The 14051-nt window shown below is 68.3% G+C and carries 13 protein-coding genes; 6 read left to right on the top strand and 7 right to left on the bottom strand.

Features of this window, described 5'->3' with window-relative positions; genetic code table 11:
* Nucleotides 1-170: 170 nt before the first annotated feature.
* From AB0B45_RS31750 to AB0B45_RS31740, 3 genes are all read right to left on the bottom strand, one after another.
* Entirely contained in the window at nucleotides 171-2882 is a 2712-nt protein-coding gene (locus tag AB0B45_RS31750) for a hypothetical protein (RefSeq protein ID WP_358138116.1), read from the bottom strand.
* A gap of 77 nt (nucleotides 2883-2959) precedes the next feature.
* Entirely contained in the window at nucleotides 2960-4591 is a 1632-nt protein-coding gene (locus tag AB0B45_RS31745; protein ID WP_358138113.1) for an AMP-binding protein, read from the bottom strand.
* Nucleotides 4504-4848 (bottom strand): cytochrome P450, encoded by a 345-nt coding sequence (locus tag AB0B45_RS31740; RefSeq protein WP_358138111.1) that lies wholly within the window; start codon nucleotides 4846-4848, stop codon nucleotides 4504-4506. Before AB0B45_RS31740 ends, AB0B45_RS31745 begins: the two co-directional genes overlap by 88 nt.
* Before the next feature lie 88 nt (nucleotides 4849-4936).
* Here AB0B45_RS31740 and AB0B45_RS31735 point away from each other — a divergent pair, with 88 nt between their 5' ends.
* A complete protein-coding gene (locus AB0B45_RS31735) occupies nucleotides 4937-5773 on the top strand; it encodes a hypothetical protein (RefSeq protein ID WP_358138108.1) in 837 nt (278 codons plus the stop codon).
* On the opposite strand, the gene AB0B45_RS31730 is transcribed toward AB0B45_RS31735, so the two are convergent.
* The 3 genes from AB0B45_RS31730 to AB0B45_RS31720 form a co-directional block, all read right to left on the bottom strand.
* Nucleotides 5719-7443, bottom strand: a complete 1725-nt coding sequence (locus tag AB0B45_RS31730; protein ID WP_358138106.1) for an amidohydrolase family protein — start codon at nucleotides 7441-7443, stop codon at nucleotides 5719-5721. The two genes, AB0B45_RS31735 and AB0B45_RS31730, sit on opposite strands and share 55 nt — an antisense overlap.
* Nucleotides 7444-7510: 67 nt before the next feature.
* Complete coding sequence (locus AB0B45_RS31725; RefSeq protein ID WP_358138103.1) at nucleotides 7511-8341, bottom strand: SDR family oxidoreductase; 831 nt, start codon at nucleotides 8339-8341, stop codon at nucleotides 7511-7513.
* A gap of 13 nt (nucleotides 8342-8354) precedes the next feature.
* On the bottom strand, nucleotides 8355-8474 hold the full coding sequence (locus AB0B45_RS31720) for a CoA transferase (RefSeq protein ID WP_358138101.1): 120 nt from the start codon (nucleotides 8472-8474) through the stop codon (nucleotides 8355-8357).
* A 391-nt stretch (nucleotides 8475-8865) separates the two neighbouring features.
* Between AB0B45_RS31720 and AB0B45_RS31715 the strand changes: the two genes are divergently transcribed.
* The 5 genes from AB0B45_RS31715 to AB0B45_RS31695 all read left to right on the top strand — a co-directional run bounded on the left by AB0B45_RS31715 (nucleotide 8866) and on the right by AB0B45_RS31695 (nucleotide 13059).
* Nucleotides 8866-9129, top strand: a complete 264-nt coding sequence (locus AB0B45_RS31715; RefSeq protein ID WP_358138098.1) for a hypothetical protein — start codon at nucleotides 8866-8868, stop codon at nucleotides 9127-9129.
* A 542-nt stretch (nucleotides 9130-9671) separates the two neighbouring features.
* A complete protein-coding gene (locus AB0B45_RS31710) occupies nucleotides 9672-9977 on the top strand; it encodes a circadian clock KaiB family protein (RefSeq protein WP_358138096.1) in 306 nt (101 codons plus the stop codon).
* Complete coding sequence (gene kaiC, locus AB0B45_RS31705) at nucleotides 9974-11503, top strand: circadian clock protein KaiC (RefSeq protein ID WP_358138093.1); 1530 nt, start codon at nucleotides 9974-9976, stop codon at nucleotides 11501-11503. The genes AB0B45_RS31710 and kaiC overlap by 4 nt, the downstream gene beginning before the upstream one ends.
* Nucleotides 11503-12558, top strand: a complete 1056-nt coding sequence (locus tag AB0B45_RS31700; protein ID WP_358138090.1) for a PAS domain-containing sensor histidine kinase — start codon at nucleotides 11503-11505, stop codon at nucleotides 12556-12558. The genes kaiC and AB0B45_RS31700 overlap by 1 nt, the downstream gene beginning before the upstream one ends.
* A gap of 207 nt (nucleotides 12559-12765) precedes the next feature.
* Nucleotides 12766-13059: an integrase core domain-containing protein gene (locus AB0B45_RS31695; protein WP_358138087.1), complete on the top strand. Its 294-nt coding sequence runs from the start codon at nucleotides 12766-12768 to the stop codon at nucleotides 13057-13059.
* A gap of 332 nt (nucleotides 13060-13391) precedes the next feature.
* Here AB0B45_RS31695 and AB0B45_RS31690 read toward each other — a convergent pair whose 3' ends face one another.
* A complete protein-coding gene (locus AB0B45_RS31690) occupies nucleotides 13392-13592 on the bottom strand; it encodes a hypothetical protein (RefSeq protein ID WP_358138084.1) in 201 nt (66 codons plus the stop codon).
* Between the last annotated feature and the right edge of the window lie 459 nt (nucleotides 13593-14051).

The raw sequence follows: 14051 nt of genomic DNA, 5'->3' as shown, positions 1-14051 counted from the left end.
CACTGGCACGCGAACGGCGCCTCCAGGGGCTGAGGTAGGCACCGCAAGAGCGCTCGCGTAGATCGCCACCCCCGAGAGCTGCCCACTTCGGACATAGCTGAGCACGCTGCGGAAGTGCTCCTCGTACAGCGGGGGAGAAATACGCGTCGGCGAGCAGCCCGCATGCGAGATCACCGCCACCGCACCCCGATCCCACTGTTGATCTCCACCAACAAGGTGGTAGTCGCCGTGTACCGCAGTAGATTCCCCGACAGCGGCAGATCGAGCGTGGCCTGCGCGTACCGGACGGCATCGCCGACCGTCCGCAACCCAAGCCGTCCCGCCGTGAGCGACCGAAGCTCCGTCTCGGCACCGACCCGGCGGGTGGCCAGGTTGAGGCAGGCCGCCAGCAACTCTGCCCGGAGTGTACGCGGCTGAAGCAACGGCAGCCGGAAGGCGTCCGAAACGTCGGCCCGGGACAACGACCCGTCGGCGCCGGTGTCGAACCGGACGTCGGTGGCCTGGACGCGAGCCAGGTTCTCGGGTGTGTGAAGCGAGGTCCGCAGAGCCCAGAGCGTGACGATCATCGGATCGCGGGTAGGCGCGACAGCGGTGATCCCCGTGCTCGCAGTCGCGGCAGGTGCGGCGAAGTCGCAGCCGCCACTGCTGAAGCGCGCCGACACCGGCACCGTGAGGCCGGCACCATCGGTGTGCAGCAGGCTCGGGCGCGCGGTGAACGCGATCGTGCCGGGCGCGGAACCCGGAGCGATCCGCCCGGTTTCCCACCGCAGGGTGGTCGTCCCGTCGGGGTTACCGATGACGGCGGTGGGACGAGGGCCCGCGCCCTCGTCGAGGGAAGTGCTGTAATACACCCCAGCCGGGAGTGTGGCGGTGATCGTGGCCGAGGAGGCCGCTCCGGTGCCCGTGTTGCGGTATTCGAGTGCGTACGAGATCGGCTCGCCCGCGTTCACGGAGGGCGTGGCGGTCACCGTCAGACCGGGGACGGGTCGGCGGACCGTGGTGGAAGCCGCCGCGGTGTTGTCGCCGAGCGTGCCGTGCTCCGGGGACCCGTACTGGTTGGTGCCCGAGATCCGCACGTTGTTGGTGACAGTCGAGCCGTCCGCGGCCGTGCACGGGATCGTGTAGGTGAACGTCTCGGTGGCCGGCAGCGCGCTCAGGGAGCGGATGACGGTGGTTCCGTCCGGGAGGGTGTCGGCGAGGGAGACGTTCGTGGGCGTGCCCGCTCCTCGGCCGGTGGCCTGGACGGTGTAGGTGAGGGTGTCGCCGGCGTCCGCCTGCGGCTTGTCCACGGTCTTGGTGACGGCCAGGTCGATGGGCGAGTGCAGGCTCTGGGCGGCCTCGCCGGTGATCTCCTGCGCGCCGGCGCCGGTCACGCCCCGGTGGGCGCCCTCGGCGAACATGCGGCTCTCGCGAAAGTTGAACCGCAGGCGGCTCCAGTCCTCCCAGGCGGTGAGCGTCTGCTTGGGTGAGGCCGGGCAGGAGGTGGTGTCGTTGCCCAGCGCGATGTGATTGACGTCGGCCGTCGCGGCGGTCTCCACGATCTTGTTGCCGTTCCAGTCCAGCGGCTCGGTGGAGGAGGCGTCGCGCCGCACGCCGTCCACGCCGTAGACGATCGAGGTGTAGGCGTCGGGTACGGCGGGGCCCGTCTCGTCGAGGCCGGCGTCCTCCTTGAGCGTGCCATGCGCCCAGTTCTGGTAGTCGGGCTTCCAATCCACGTTGGAGCCGGGGAACTGGTAGAGGTAGTTCATCACGCTGGTGTAGTTCGGCTTGCAGTTGATCGGGTCGCTCCCTCCATGCTGAAGACCCAAGTTATGGCCGAGCTCGTGGATGAACGTGCCGGCCTCGACGTCCGCCAACCCGCCGTTGGCGGTGATCATGTCGTCGGTCCAGGCACCGAGCGTGATGAGGAAGTCGTTGCCGCCGGGGAGCGCCCGGCCGGTGCGTTGGGCGTCGGCGACCGTGGTGGCGGAGTCGTCACCGAGCTCGGCGAATCCCGACGTGGTGCCCCTGCCCGTGATGGCGTGGGCGGACAGCGCGTAGTGGAAGGCCAGCCGCTTGGCGCCCAGGACGTTCACGCAGTTACGGGAGGAGCGCTCGTTGGGGGCGCCGAACCGGCCGTCACACGGGCGATCGGTGAATCCGGACTTGATGTCGTCGAAGTCGTCCAGGCCGTCCGATCCCTTCACATCGAACAGCAGGCCCTCGACCTCCGTCACCGTGTCCTCGTCGCGGTCGACGTGGAGGGCGATCCCGTGCTCGGCGAACTCCCAGAACACCGCGAGCACCGCCTCGTCCGAGAGCCTGCGGGGACGGCTCCTGCAGTAGGCGGCCTGGCACGTCATGGCGTCTATCTCCACGAAGACGTCCTTGCGGTGCGGGTCGGCCCGCTCCTCCAGGTGGTAGTCGACGTCGCCGTCCCTGTCGTAGTCGATGCCCTTGGTCTCCCACTCGTCCGGCAGGCCGTCGCCGTCTGAATCCGGGAGCGCCAGCACCCGGATGGTAACCGTGCACGTGGCCAGGACGGTGCTGCCCGTCGCCGAGGATCTGATGTCCAGCACGATGTCGGCCGGGCCCAGGCCCAGGCCGTACGCCGGGCCTAGGTCGAGCTCGCCGCGGAAGGTCGCCGACCCGACGACGGCGCGCTCGTGGACGAGGTGCTCGCGGCCGTAGTGGAAGTTCTCCCGCATGGTGACGGTGAAGGTCACCAGGCTGTCCGTGCCGTTGGTGAGCGTGAGCTCGCTGGGTAACTTGTCCCCTTCCATGAGGAAAAGCCCGCCCGCGGGGAACTCGCACGCGGCCTGGACCGGATCGGCCGCGTGCCCGGGCAGCGGGATCAGGGCCGCGACGGCCATCAGGGCGAAAACCAGGATGGTACGGATCACTCCGCGATGCCGGCGGTGCATTCCAGGGCCTCCTCAGCGGGGATATGAGGAGATTGTTAGTGATCTACCCCTGGAGTTCATGAGTAGGGCCTACTCAGCTTGCGGTAGGGAGGCGTGGAGGCCGCCCGGAACGCCGGTGGGACGGGGGTGGTCGAAGGCGGCCTCGTCTGGCGGATCATCGGGTCGGTGTCGCGGCCGTCGGGTGAGCGGTAGCGCCGAGCACACGGACGCGGGATCTTGTAACCCGCGAGCCGCCCGCGGCAGTGCTCGGCCAGCTCCTCCAGCGTCACCTCACCTGCGACCACTGCTGTCACCCGCTGGCCGAACAGCGGATCGGGCGTACCGACCACCAGCGCGTCGTACACCTTCGGGTGGCTGCGCACGGCGATCTCCACCTCCTCGGGGAACACCTTCTCCCCACCGGTGTTGATCACCATCGAGCCCCGGCCGAGCATGAGCGCGGTGCCGTCCTCGTGCAGGATCGCGTGGTCGCCCTGCAGCGCCCAGCGGGTCCCGTCCGGCCCGGTGACGAAGGTGCTCGCCGACTTCACCGGATCCTTGTAATAGCAGACCGGGATGTTTCCTGATCTGGCCAGCATGCCCTGCTCGCCTGGCCGTACCGGCAGGTGATCGGGGCCGAGCACGGCGAAGCCGGGACCCAGCGCGAACCTGGGCCGTTCCTCCTCGGCGGCGGCCCCTACCGCGCCCGTCTCCGACCCGCCGTAGTTGTCGACGATCATCGCGTCGGGCAGCGCCGCGCGGATCCTCTCGCGCGTCGTCGCCGACAGCGGGGCCCCGCCCGACCCCACCGAGAAGACCTCCAGCTTGTACGGCCGGCGCCCCAGCTCGTCGGCGACCGGCCTGGCCATGCCGTCCCCCGCGAACGACAGCACCTGCGACCGCTCGCGCTCGGCCAGCTCCAGCACCGCGGACGGATCGAAGTGCCGCCCCGTCCACAGGATCACCGTGCCGCCCGCCGACAGGCAGATCCAGGTGCTCCACTGCCCGTTGCCGTGCATCAGCGGCGCGTGCACCTGGAAGCGCAGCCCCTCGGGCCCGAAGCACAGCTCCGAAACATCCTCGATGGGCCCCGAGTAGACGCTCATCGCCGAGAGGTAGATGTCCTCCGAACGCCACAACACGCCCTTGGGCAGCCCGGTCGTACCGCCGGTGTAGAGGATGTACGGGTCGTCCCCCGACCGCGGCCCGAAGTCCCTTCCGCCCGGCACGCCCGCCAGCGCCCGCTCGTACGGCTCGCCGAAGGCCAGCACGGGACCGTCGAAAGGCGCCCTGGCCAGCAGGTCGGCCTCGCCCAGCAGCGCCACGCAGTCGGCGTCGCCGAGCAGATCGGCCAGCTCCCGCTCGACGTAACGGTAGTTGACGTTGACCGGCGCCACCCTGGCCTTGAAGCAGCCGATCATGCTCTCCAGCCATTCCGCGCGGTTCCAGGACAGGATGCCCACGTGCTCGCCCGGCCGTACCCCTTGGACCTGGAGCCAGTGCGCCACCCGGTTGGCGCGCTCGTCCAGCTCGCGGTAGGTCAGCCGGACCCCGCCCGCGACCAGCGCGAGCCGGCCGGGCACTGCGTCCGCGGCGCGTTCGAAGACGTCCGCGAGGTTGATCACCGCGCCTCCAGGACGATCGGGAAGGACGTGATGCCGCGCACGAACGAGTTGCGCATCAGCCGCGGCCCCTCCGCGTCGGCCCATGCGGCCGAGTCGACCCTGGCCACCCACTCCTCGAAGAAGATCTTCAGCTCCAGCCGGGCCAGCGCCGCGCCGAGACAGAAGTGCGTGCCCAGGCCGAAGGCGATGTGGCCGCCCGGCTTCCTGGTCGCGTCGAACACGTCGGGGTCGGCGAAGACCGCCGGGTCGCGGTTGGCCGAGCCGTACATGAGCAGGACCTGCTGGCCCTTTCTGATGGTGTGATCGTGCAGCTCGGTGTCGCGGGTGGCGGCGCGGCACATGTTGAGGATCGGGGTGGTCCAGCGGATGAACTCCTCGACCGCGTTCTCCCAGCGACGGGTCCTCGCGTAGCAGCCGCCACTGGTCCGGGTGCCTGATCAGCGCGTCGATGGCGGTGGCGATCACCGTGCGAGTGGTCTCCGCGCCGCCGTCGAGCAGCAGCAGCGCCTCGTTGGCCAGGTGCTCGTCGTCGTAGTCGGGCCGTGCCGACCACAGCGACATGAGGTCGTCGTGCGGGCACTTGCGGCGCTCGGCGGCCAGGTCGAGCACGGCCAGGCCGAACTCCCCGGCGGCGACCGCGGCCTCGTGAGTGACGTAGCGCAGGCCGCCCCCTGCTGCGATCGTCGTCTCCGACCAGTGCTTGAGCTTGGGCCAATCGGAGTCTGGGAAGCCGAGCAGCCAGCCGATCATCCGGGCGGGCAGCGGCGCGGCCAGCGCGGGCACCGCGTCCACCGTGCCCTCCTCCAGCGCCTGGCCGATCTGCTCGACCACCACCGCCCTGATCCGCTCGGCGTAGCGTTCGTGCACGTAGCGCGGGGTGAAGCGGCGGTAGACGAGGCGGCGGCGCTCGGCGTGCTGCGGATCGTCCATGCCGATCATGGAGGGGTCGGACGGCAGCTGCGGGCGGTAGCCGCCGGTGCTGGTCCAGAGCTTGGGATCGCGCTCGATGGCGGAGATGTCGGCGTGGCGGGAGATGCCCCACAGGTCGTTCGCCTCGTCGTAGTGGACGGGGGAGTGCTCGCGCAGCCAGGCGTACAGCGACCAGGGATCGGCCGCGTACATGTCGCCGTCGAGCAGGTCGATGCCGGTCCGGTGGCCGGCCGTGGCCTTCCTGTCCGCGATCGCCGCTTCCGTCGTCCTGAACAGTTCGCTCATGCTCCGCCCCTGATCAGCCGGCCGGGCAGTGCCCCGGTGTGCTCGCCGTGAGAGAAGGTCTGGATGCCGCCGACGAAGGTGGTGACGTAGCCGTCGGCCCGCTGGATGAGCCTGCGTCCGCCCGCGGGCAGGTCGTGCACCATTCGCGGGCGGTGGTTGCCTACCCGCTCGAAGTCGATGAGGTTGAGGTCGGCCTTCATACCGAGGGAGATCGTGCCGCGGTCGTGCAGGCCGTACAGCCGGGCGGTGTCGCGCGACATCAGCTTGACGACGTGCTCCAGCGGCAGCCGTGGACCGCGCGAGCGGTCGCGCGCCCAGTGGGAGAGCATCGTGGTGGGCATGGAGGCGTCGCAGATGAAGCCGCAGTGCGCGCCGCCGTCGCCGAGCCCGAGTACGGCCTGCGGGTGCAGCAGCATCTCGCGCTGGGCGTCCAGGTCGCCGTTGGCGTAGTTGAGTATCGGCAGAAGGAAGATCGCCTGGCCGTCGTCCTCCAGCATGAGGTCGTACAGCAGCTCGAGCGGCTCTCGGCCCTGGTGCTCGGCTTGGGCCTTGACGGAGGTGCTGGGGTGCGGCTCGTAGTCCGGATTTTCTGGATTCAGCGGATAGAGGCGGTCGGTGAAACCGCGGCAGAGGGCCGCGAGCATGTCCTCCTCTTTCGGGACCTCGTGGAGGATGCGGTGCTTGACCTGGGGGTCGCGCATGCGGTGGACACGCTCGTGGCGCGGCAAGGTGCAAATGTCCTGATATGAGGGGTGATCGGCGAAGGCGTGCAGCGCCTCCAGGCCGATCAGCATCCCGAACGGCCGGCAGGCCACCTGCGGGTGCAGCCGCGCCACCTTGGCCGACTCGCTCAGCAGCTCACGCCACAGGTCGGGCACCGAGTCGATCTGCAGCAGCGCGAAGGTCACCGGCCGGTCGATAGCCTCGGCCAGCCTGCTCATCCAGGAAACCTCCTTCATCGGCGCGTTGACGTCCTCGCCCGCGGCTCCGGCCGGTGCGATCTCGTAGACGCCCCTGCCGAGCTCGCGCAGCGCCTCGCCGATGCCGAACAGCTCGTCCTCCGCCGCGAACGTGCCCGGCACCGGCTCGCCGTCGATCGCCTTGTGCGCCAGCGTCCTGCTCGTCGAGAACCCCAGCGCGCCGGCCTCGATCCCCTCCTTGACCAGCTGCTTCATCCTGGCGACATCGTCGGGGGAGGCGGGCTCGTTGCGCGCGCCGCGCTCGCCCATCACGTAAGCGCGCAGCGCGCCGTGCGGCACCTGAGTGCCGATGTCGAGGACGTGCGGGTGCCGCTCCAGCGCGTCGAGGAACTCGGGGAAGCTTTCCCACTCCCAGGCGATCCCCTCGGATAGGGCGGTGCCGGGAATGTCCTCGACGCCCTCCATGAGGCCGATCAGCCACTCGCGCCGGTCGGGCCTGGCGGGGGCGAAGCCGACACCGCAGTTGCCCATGACCACGGTGGTGACGCCGTGCCAGCACGAGGGACCGAGCAGCGGGTCCCAGGTGGCCTGGCCGTCATAGTGCGTGTGCAGGTCGACGAAGCCGGGCGTGAGCAGCAGCCCGTCCGCCTCGACGGTGCGCCGGGCGCGCCCCGGCCGGTCCGCGCCGTTCTGGCGGGCGACCTCGGTGACGCGGCCGTCCGTGACGGCGACGTCGGCGGTGTACGGCGGAGCGCCGGTGCCGTCGACGACGGTGGCGGCGCGAATGACAAGATCGTGCATGGTCAGCTCCGGTGGGAGAGTGTCACGGAGCCGCCGCATCGCTCGCGCCGACGATTTGGCGGTCATATCAGGATGGGGTCTGGGTAGGTGTCACCCCTCTCAGGCCGTCGCGGCCGTAGGCGGGTTCGAGCCAGGGAGAGAAGTCGGGGCCGCGGCGCAGTGAGTGGCCGCCGTCCACGTTGATGACCTGGCCGGTGATCCACGAGGCCTCGGGCGACAGGAGGAAGGCCGCCAGCGCGGCCACGTCCGCCACCTCGCCCACCCTGGGCAGCGGGGTGCAGGCCTGATAGTCGGCCAGGACCGGGTTCTCCGCATCGGTGATGATCGACACCATCTCGGTGCGGATCAGGCCGGGACGGATCGCGTTCACCCGGACGCCGCTGGGGCCGAGCTCGTCGGCGGCCAGCATGCACAGGTGGTCGATGCCCGCCTTGGCCACGCCGTACGGGCCGAACCAGCGGTGGGTGTTGGAGGCGGCGATCGAGGAGATCGCCACGAACGAGCCGCCGCCCGCCGCGGCCATCAGCGCGGCGGAGTGCTTGAGCGCCAGCATGGTGCCGGTCAGGTTCGACGCGATGACCTTCTGCCACTCCTCGATCGGCAGCCGGGTGATCGGGCCGAGCCAGCCGGAGCCGCCCGCCGAGGCGACCACCCCGTCCAGGCGGTCGCCCGCGTGCTCCCACGCCCGCCGTACGGCCGCCGCCATCTGCTCCTCGTCAGCCACGTCGGCCACCACGTAGCCGGCCTTGCCGATCTTCGCGCAGGCGGCGGCCAGCCGATCCTCGCTGCGGCCGCAGATTGTCACGGCGGCGCCCGAGGTGGCAAGGCGCTTGGCGACGCCCAGCCCGATGCCGCTGCCACCGCCGGTGACGAGCACTCCTTGGCCGCCGAGGTTCATGGCTGCTCCCTCCTCAACGGTTCGTCGACGGTGAAGCCGACCGGATCGCCCCACCGGTTTCGGCGCCGTGGTCGGCGAGCGTCATCCCGGCGAACGGGCCCAGGGCGAGCCCGGCCAGCTCCAGCACCCGCACCCGGCCAGAGGACCTTCAAGCATGGACATCTCCTCGACTCTAAGTCCGTACAGCTATCACAAGCAAGCGCTTGGTAAAATGGCTGTTTCTGCGGGTGTACTGCTCGAATATTGAGGTACGCCAATCCCCTTTTCACGGGAATGAATGTCACTTTCAGGCCATGTTGGCCTTGTGCTCCTACGACGTGAACGACCGCCTCACCTGATCGGGGCGGACGACGTACCGGCACCACATCCATGGGACCCCCGGGTTCCCCCGCACCACAAGACCCCCTATGCAAGCTCAGCGAGCTACGTTTTGCCCAACGGGGCGGCGGCTAAGACTCTGTGGAAGAGCCTTACGGGCGACTCCCGCTGCGATCCGCCATAAACGGACCTCTCTGCTGAATGGAATGATGTTGAACGGCCAACTTGGGCAGCGACCGGATCTGCGCAATGACGTGGACGAGGCCCTGGTCAGCGTCCTGAAGGTGATCAGCGCAGCCTCCCGTGATCTCGCCGTTCAGAACGCGATGAGCAGGGCTTATCAAGGTGACCTGCGCCAGCTCGCCGTCTGCCTGGAGGCGATGACATCCGGTCAGCTCGTTGAGGTGTCCGCCGCCGCGCAGTTGCTCAGCTCCGCGGCCGACCAGGCACTCGTCAGGAAGGGCTTGTGACCGGTTGTGACGGCCATCTGCCCATCGCGCAGCGACGGTACGGCCGCGTATGCGGGCTTGCTGGAGTCGGCCAGCGGGGTGATCCGACGTGACCGCCACGGCGGGCTGATCCACAAATACGCGCAGGTCGCAGAGGGTGGCTGAGTTCTTGGCACCCACAGGGACATCAACGGCGGCCAGAGCGGTCTTGGACGGTTGAGGCCGTGGCGGAAAGTGGTCGTGGGTCAGCGCGGCTGGTACGGCTGGCCCCGGTGTGGGCGGCGATGGCCGGCAGCTTCACCGGTTGCTCCTGCAGGGCTTCGGACAGCCGCCGGTCGACATCGACGGGCAGATAACGGGGCGGTCAGCGGGGGTATACCGGGGTTGAAGGGGCCGATTGGCGCCGGTGGGGGGCGACCGGCGCATAGGCACCGGGCGCAAGCGGCCAGGGCCGTGATGAGCGTGTCGGCCGCCACGGGTCGGCGTGGCGAGGGGGACGTCATGAAAGGGAATCCGGCCGGGTCGGAACACGAGTTCCTGACGGCACGGCGGTGTTGACGCCGATGGCGACCTACTCGTTCAGGTTGTACGTGGCAGGGCAGACACCGCGGTCGCTGGCCGCGGTGGCGAATCTGCGGGCCCTGTGTGACACCTACCTTCCCGGCTGCCATGAGATCGAGGTCATCGATGCCGCCGAACAACCGGATCTCGCGGAGGCGGAGCGGATTCTGGCCATCCCCATCGTGATCAGGACCAAGCCGCTCCCAAGTTTCCGGGTTATCGGAGATCTGTCCGATCAGGCTCGGGCTGCAGCTTTGCTCGGCCTTCCTGAGGTGGGCAGATCGTCCCCAGAAGGGCAGGCGCAATGACGGGCAGTGCCACGGTCGGGCGGACACCGACCGGTATCAGCGGCTTCGACGACATCGCCATCGGGGGGCTTCCTGCCGGCCGGTCCACGCTCGTGGCCGGCACGACCGGCACCGGGAAGACGCTGTTCTGCCTGGAGTTCCTCGCCCGGGGCATCACCGGGTTCGGCGACCCCGGCGTGTTCGTCGCCTTCGACGAGACACCCGAGAATCTCCGCCGCAACGTCGGCTCCCTGGGCTTCGACATCGCACGTTGGGAGGCCGAGGGAAAGTGGACGTTCGTCGACGCCTCGCCGGAGGCCGGTGAGCAGACGCCCACCGTGGGGACGTACGACCTGGGCGCGCTGATGGCCCGCGTCGATCGCGCCGTGCGTCAGATCGGCGCCAAACGGGTCTCCTTGGATTCGCTCGGCGCGGTCTTCATGCGTTTCGATGATCGGGAACTCGTTCGCCGCGAGTTGTATCGGCTCGCCAGGGTCTTGGAGTCGCTCGAGGTCACCTCGGTCCTGACCGCCGAACGCGACGCAGAATACAACCACATCACCCGGCAAGGCGTCGAGGAGTTCGTATTCGACAACGTCATGATCATGCGGAACGTCATGCGGAACGAAAGACGACACCGGACGATCGAGATCGTCAAGTTCCGCGGCACCACTCACCGCACCGGGGAGTGGTTGTTCACCATCGACCCGAAAGACGGGTTGGTCATCATCCCGGTCGCGTTCCTCGTGCCACGTGACCGAGCATCGCAGGAGCGGGTCTCCACCGGTAACAGTGAGCTGGACGCCATGGTGGGCGGCGGTGTCTTCCGGGACGCGGTCGTCCTGCTCATCGGGTCGTACGGCGGCGGAAAGACCCTGGCGGCTCTACAGTTCGCCGATGCCGCGTTCCGGGCGGGCGAACGCTGCCTTTTCCATGCCTTCGACGAGACTCGCGGGCAACTCGGCCGCAACGCCGCCGGCTGGGGTCTGGACTTGGACGTCATGGAGGCGTCGGGACTGCTCCGAGTAACTGCCACGTACCCCGAAGTGGCCTCAGTGGAGGATCATTTCCTGCGTATCACGAGAGACACTGCGGACTTTGCCCCCGCTCGGCTCATCATCGACGGTCTCTCCGCCCTTGAGCGGAGAGCGACGCCGCGGACACTGCTGGATTTCGTCATCGCACTGGGCGGGGTCGTGCGGCAGCACGAGATCACGACCCTGTTCACCTCCGCACCGACCGGCGGGGGAACGACGATGTTCACAGCGCCGATCATGGAGATCGCCGGCATCGCCGACGTGACGATCCTGCTGCCCTGCATCGAAGGGGCGGGTTTGGTCCGGCGTGCCATCGCCGTCCTGCAGACGCGCGGCTCGGCACATGACCACACCGTCCGCCAGGTCGCCATCGATGGCGCCGGTATGCACATCGGTGACCCCTATACCGAAGCCTTCCACATGCTCCCCGACGCCGTCGTACTGCCACGCCACCCGGAGTGGCCGACCGACCCGGACCGCGCAATGGCCGGGGACCAGGATGAGAGCTGATGGGTGAGCCCCGCGACAGCGCGGAGAGGCCGAACACCGAACCGATGCGGCCCTCCGATCCCGGGCGCGACGCCGGACACATGGTCATGGCGGCGCTGGCGGACGGGATCGTCGCGGTCGACGAGGACGGTGTGATTCGGATCTGCAACCCCGCCGCCGAGGAACTGCTCGGCCGGCCGTCGGACGAACTCATCGGCACCCCGTTCGGCTACCCGGTCGTCAACGGCGAATCGACCGAGATCGACCTGATGCTGCGCGGCGGCCAGACGCGAGTGGTCGAGATGCGCGCCACCACCGCGACGGTGGCAGGAGAACACCTGTACGTCGCCGCGCTACGCGACGTCACCCTCCGGCGCGAGGCCGAACAGCAGCTCGAAGCAGAACTCGAACGCCACAGCATGGTGATCGCCGTGGTCGCCCATGAAGTCCGCAACCCGCTGGCGGGGATCGGCCTGCTGGTGGACATGCTGCGTGAGCCCGGGGAGAGCTTTTCCGACGAGGAGCGTGCCGACGTCCTCGACCGCATCGCGGTTCGCACGGCGAATCTCCAGGCACTGGTCAAGAAGCTGCTCACCGTGGCGAAGATCGATGCGAACGCCGTGCGGGTGTCTGTGGAGCCGGTGCCGGTGCTGGAGGTGATCCTCGAACGGCTGGCCGAGTTCGCCGATCGGCCCAAGGACGTGTACGTATCGTGCGATCCCCAAGTCCGGGCTCTGGTGGATCGTACCGAGTTGTCAGAGATGTTGATCAACTATCTGGAGAACGCCTTCCGATACGGAGCCCCGCCGTTCGAGGTACGGGTGGCCGAGCAGCCCGACAGCGTGGAGATCCGGGTGTGCGACAACGGGCCCGGCGTGCCCGAAGCGTTCCGGCCGAGCCTGTTCGAGCGGTTCAGCCGTGAATCGAGCACCCGGCGGGAGACCAAGGGCTCAGGGCTGGGTCTGTGGATCGTCCAAAGCCTGGCCCGGGCCAATGGTGGCGACACTTACTTCGAACCGGGCGAACAAGGAGGCGCTTGCTTTTGCCTGCGTCTACCCCAGGCACCGCCGTTCTGAGCGTTCGCCTGTGGATGCCGAGAACTGTGTCACCTCCACTGAGCTGGGAAGGGTCCCTCAGACAGCATCGGTCGGCGAGGGCCACCCGGCATGCTTGATCTTTGTGGCCTTCCGTCTGCTCTATATGATCTTTGTGAAGGCTGTGTGGCCGGCTTGTTCTGCTCGGCAGGGGCGCTGAAGCCCAGGAGGCGGAGATCCTGGTGCTTCGTGAAGTTCACGACGATGTTCGATGCGATGTTCGCCTCGATCGGGGTAAAGGTCATCACGACGCCCGTGCGGGCGCCCAGGATGAACGCGATTGCCGAGCGGTGGATCGGTAGCGGACGCCGCGAATGCCTGGACCGGATGTTGATCACTGGCGAGCGGCATCTGCGACTGGCGGAATACGCCGATCACTACAACCATCATCGACCTCGCCGGACCCTGAGGCAGTCACCGCCGAACAGACGGCCGATCCGCCCTCGCCGACGGCTGATCCATGAGTACGCGCAGGTCGCTTAGGGTGACACCATTTCCGGCACCCATAGGCCCCCGCCCGTACATGTCCCAGCTGCCGCGCATCACGGGCCTGGACCGCAGCCTGCCGATGGTGGCCTGAGCGGATGTTGCCGTGCCGACCGGCGTCGCGGTGAACGCGGGCTCGCTGGACGCGAAAACGACCCCGGCGTGTTCGCGCCGGGGTCGTCCCTTCCAGGCCGTTGCACATGAGAGTGCACGTCCTGCATACAACACTACAGCCGACCGAACCCGATTCCTCGTCAATCGAGTTGCCAATTCCAGGACGGCCGCAAAAGTGCCAGGAGTGGTGTCAATCGCGGGGCCGGCTTCCCCGGCTACAGGTACTGCCCCGCCTCGGCGCTGTCTGTCTTCGACACCCGCACCAACACCACGTTGGCCAGGTTGATGACCACGCCGTTCGTCTCGGTCTCCCGGTCGTACCTGGCGCGGGTCAGAACCAGGCTGCGCTGCTCGTCAAGAGCGCGAGCGATCACCTCGAGCGCTCCCTGCTCTCCGTCGAAATCTTTACTGATCATGGAGATGTCTTCACCGTTCAGCGAGTGAAATCGAATGATCAGTACGCAGTTGTCAGGCACTGTCGGCCCCTTTCATCAGAGCCGGATTCAGGCAGCGGCTCAAGCCCGGGCTCTGTGCGGTCCCGCGGGCGATCTCCCCAAAGGGACAATGCCCGTCCACGGGGCCATCCTGGCCGCGCGCAGGTCCGAGGCTCAGCCGTACGGCGGGTGCTTCGGCCGGAGGTCTGGATGGAACGCGAGCAGCGGGTGAGGTGACTTGCCCTGTCGTCATGATCGACCGGCCGTCTCGGCCCGACTGGGGCCGCAGTGTGGAACGCCTCGGACGGCACCGACGTGATTGCCGGCGCGCTAAATATCTTTAGCGAGTCCATTGTACTCGCTTCGATGGAATTCGGTTCGATTAGTGCTATCCGGGGAGAATTTTTGGGCGTATATTGAAGATGTTGCTTTCGGTCTACG

The sequence above is a fragment of the Nonomuraea sp. NPDC049152 genome, assembly GCF_040648355.1.
Taxonomy (GTDB): domain Bacteria; phylum Actinomycetota; class Actinomycetes; order Streptosporangiales; family Streptosporangiaceae; genus Nonomuraea.
The sequence above is the reverse complement of the archived record's forward strand: the minus strand, read 5'-3'. Positions and strand labels throughout refer to the sequence as shown.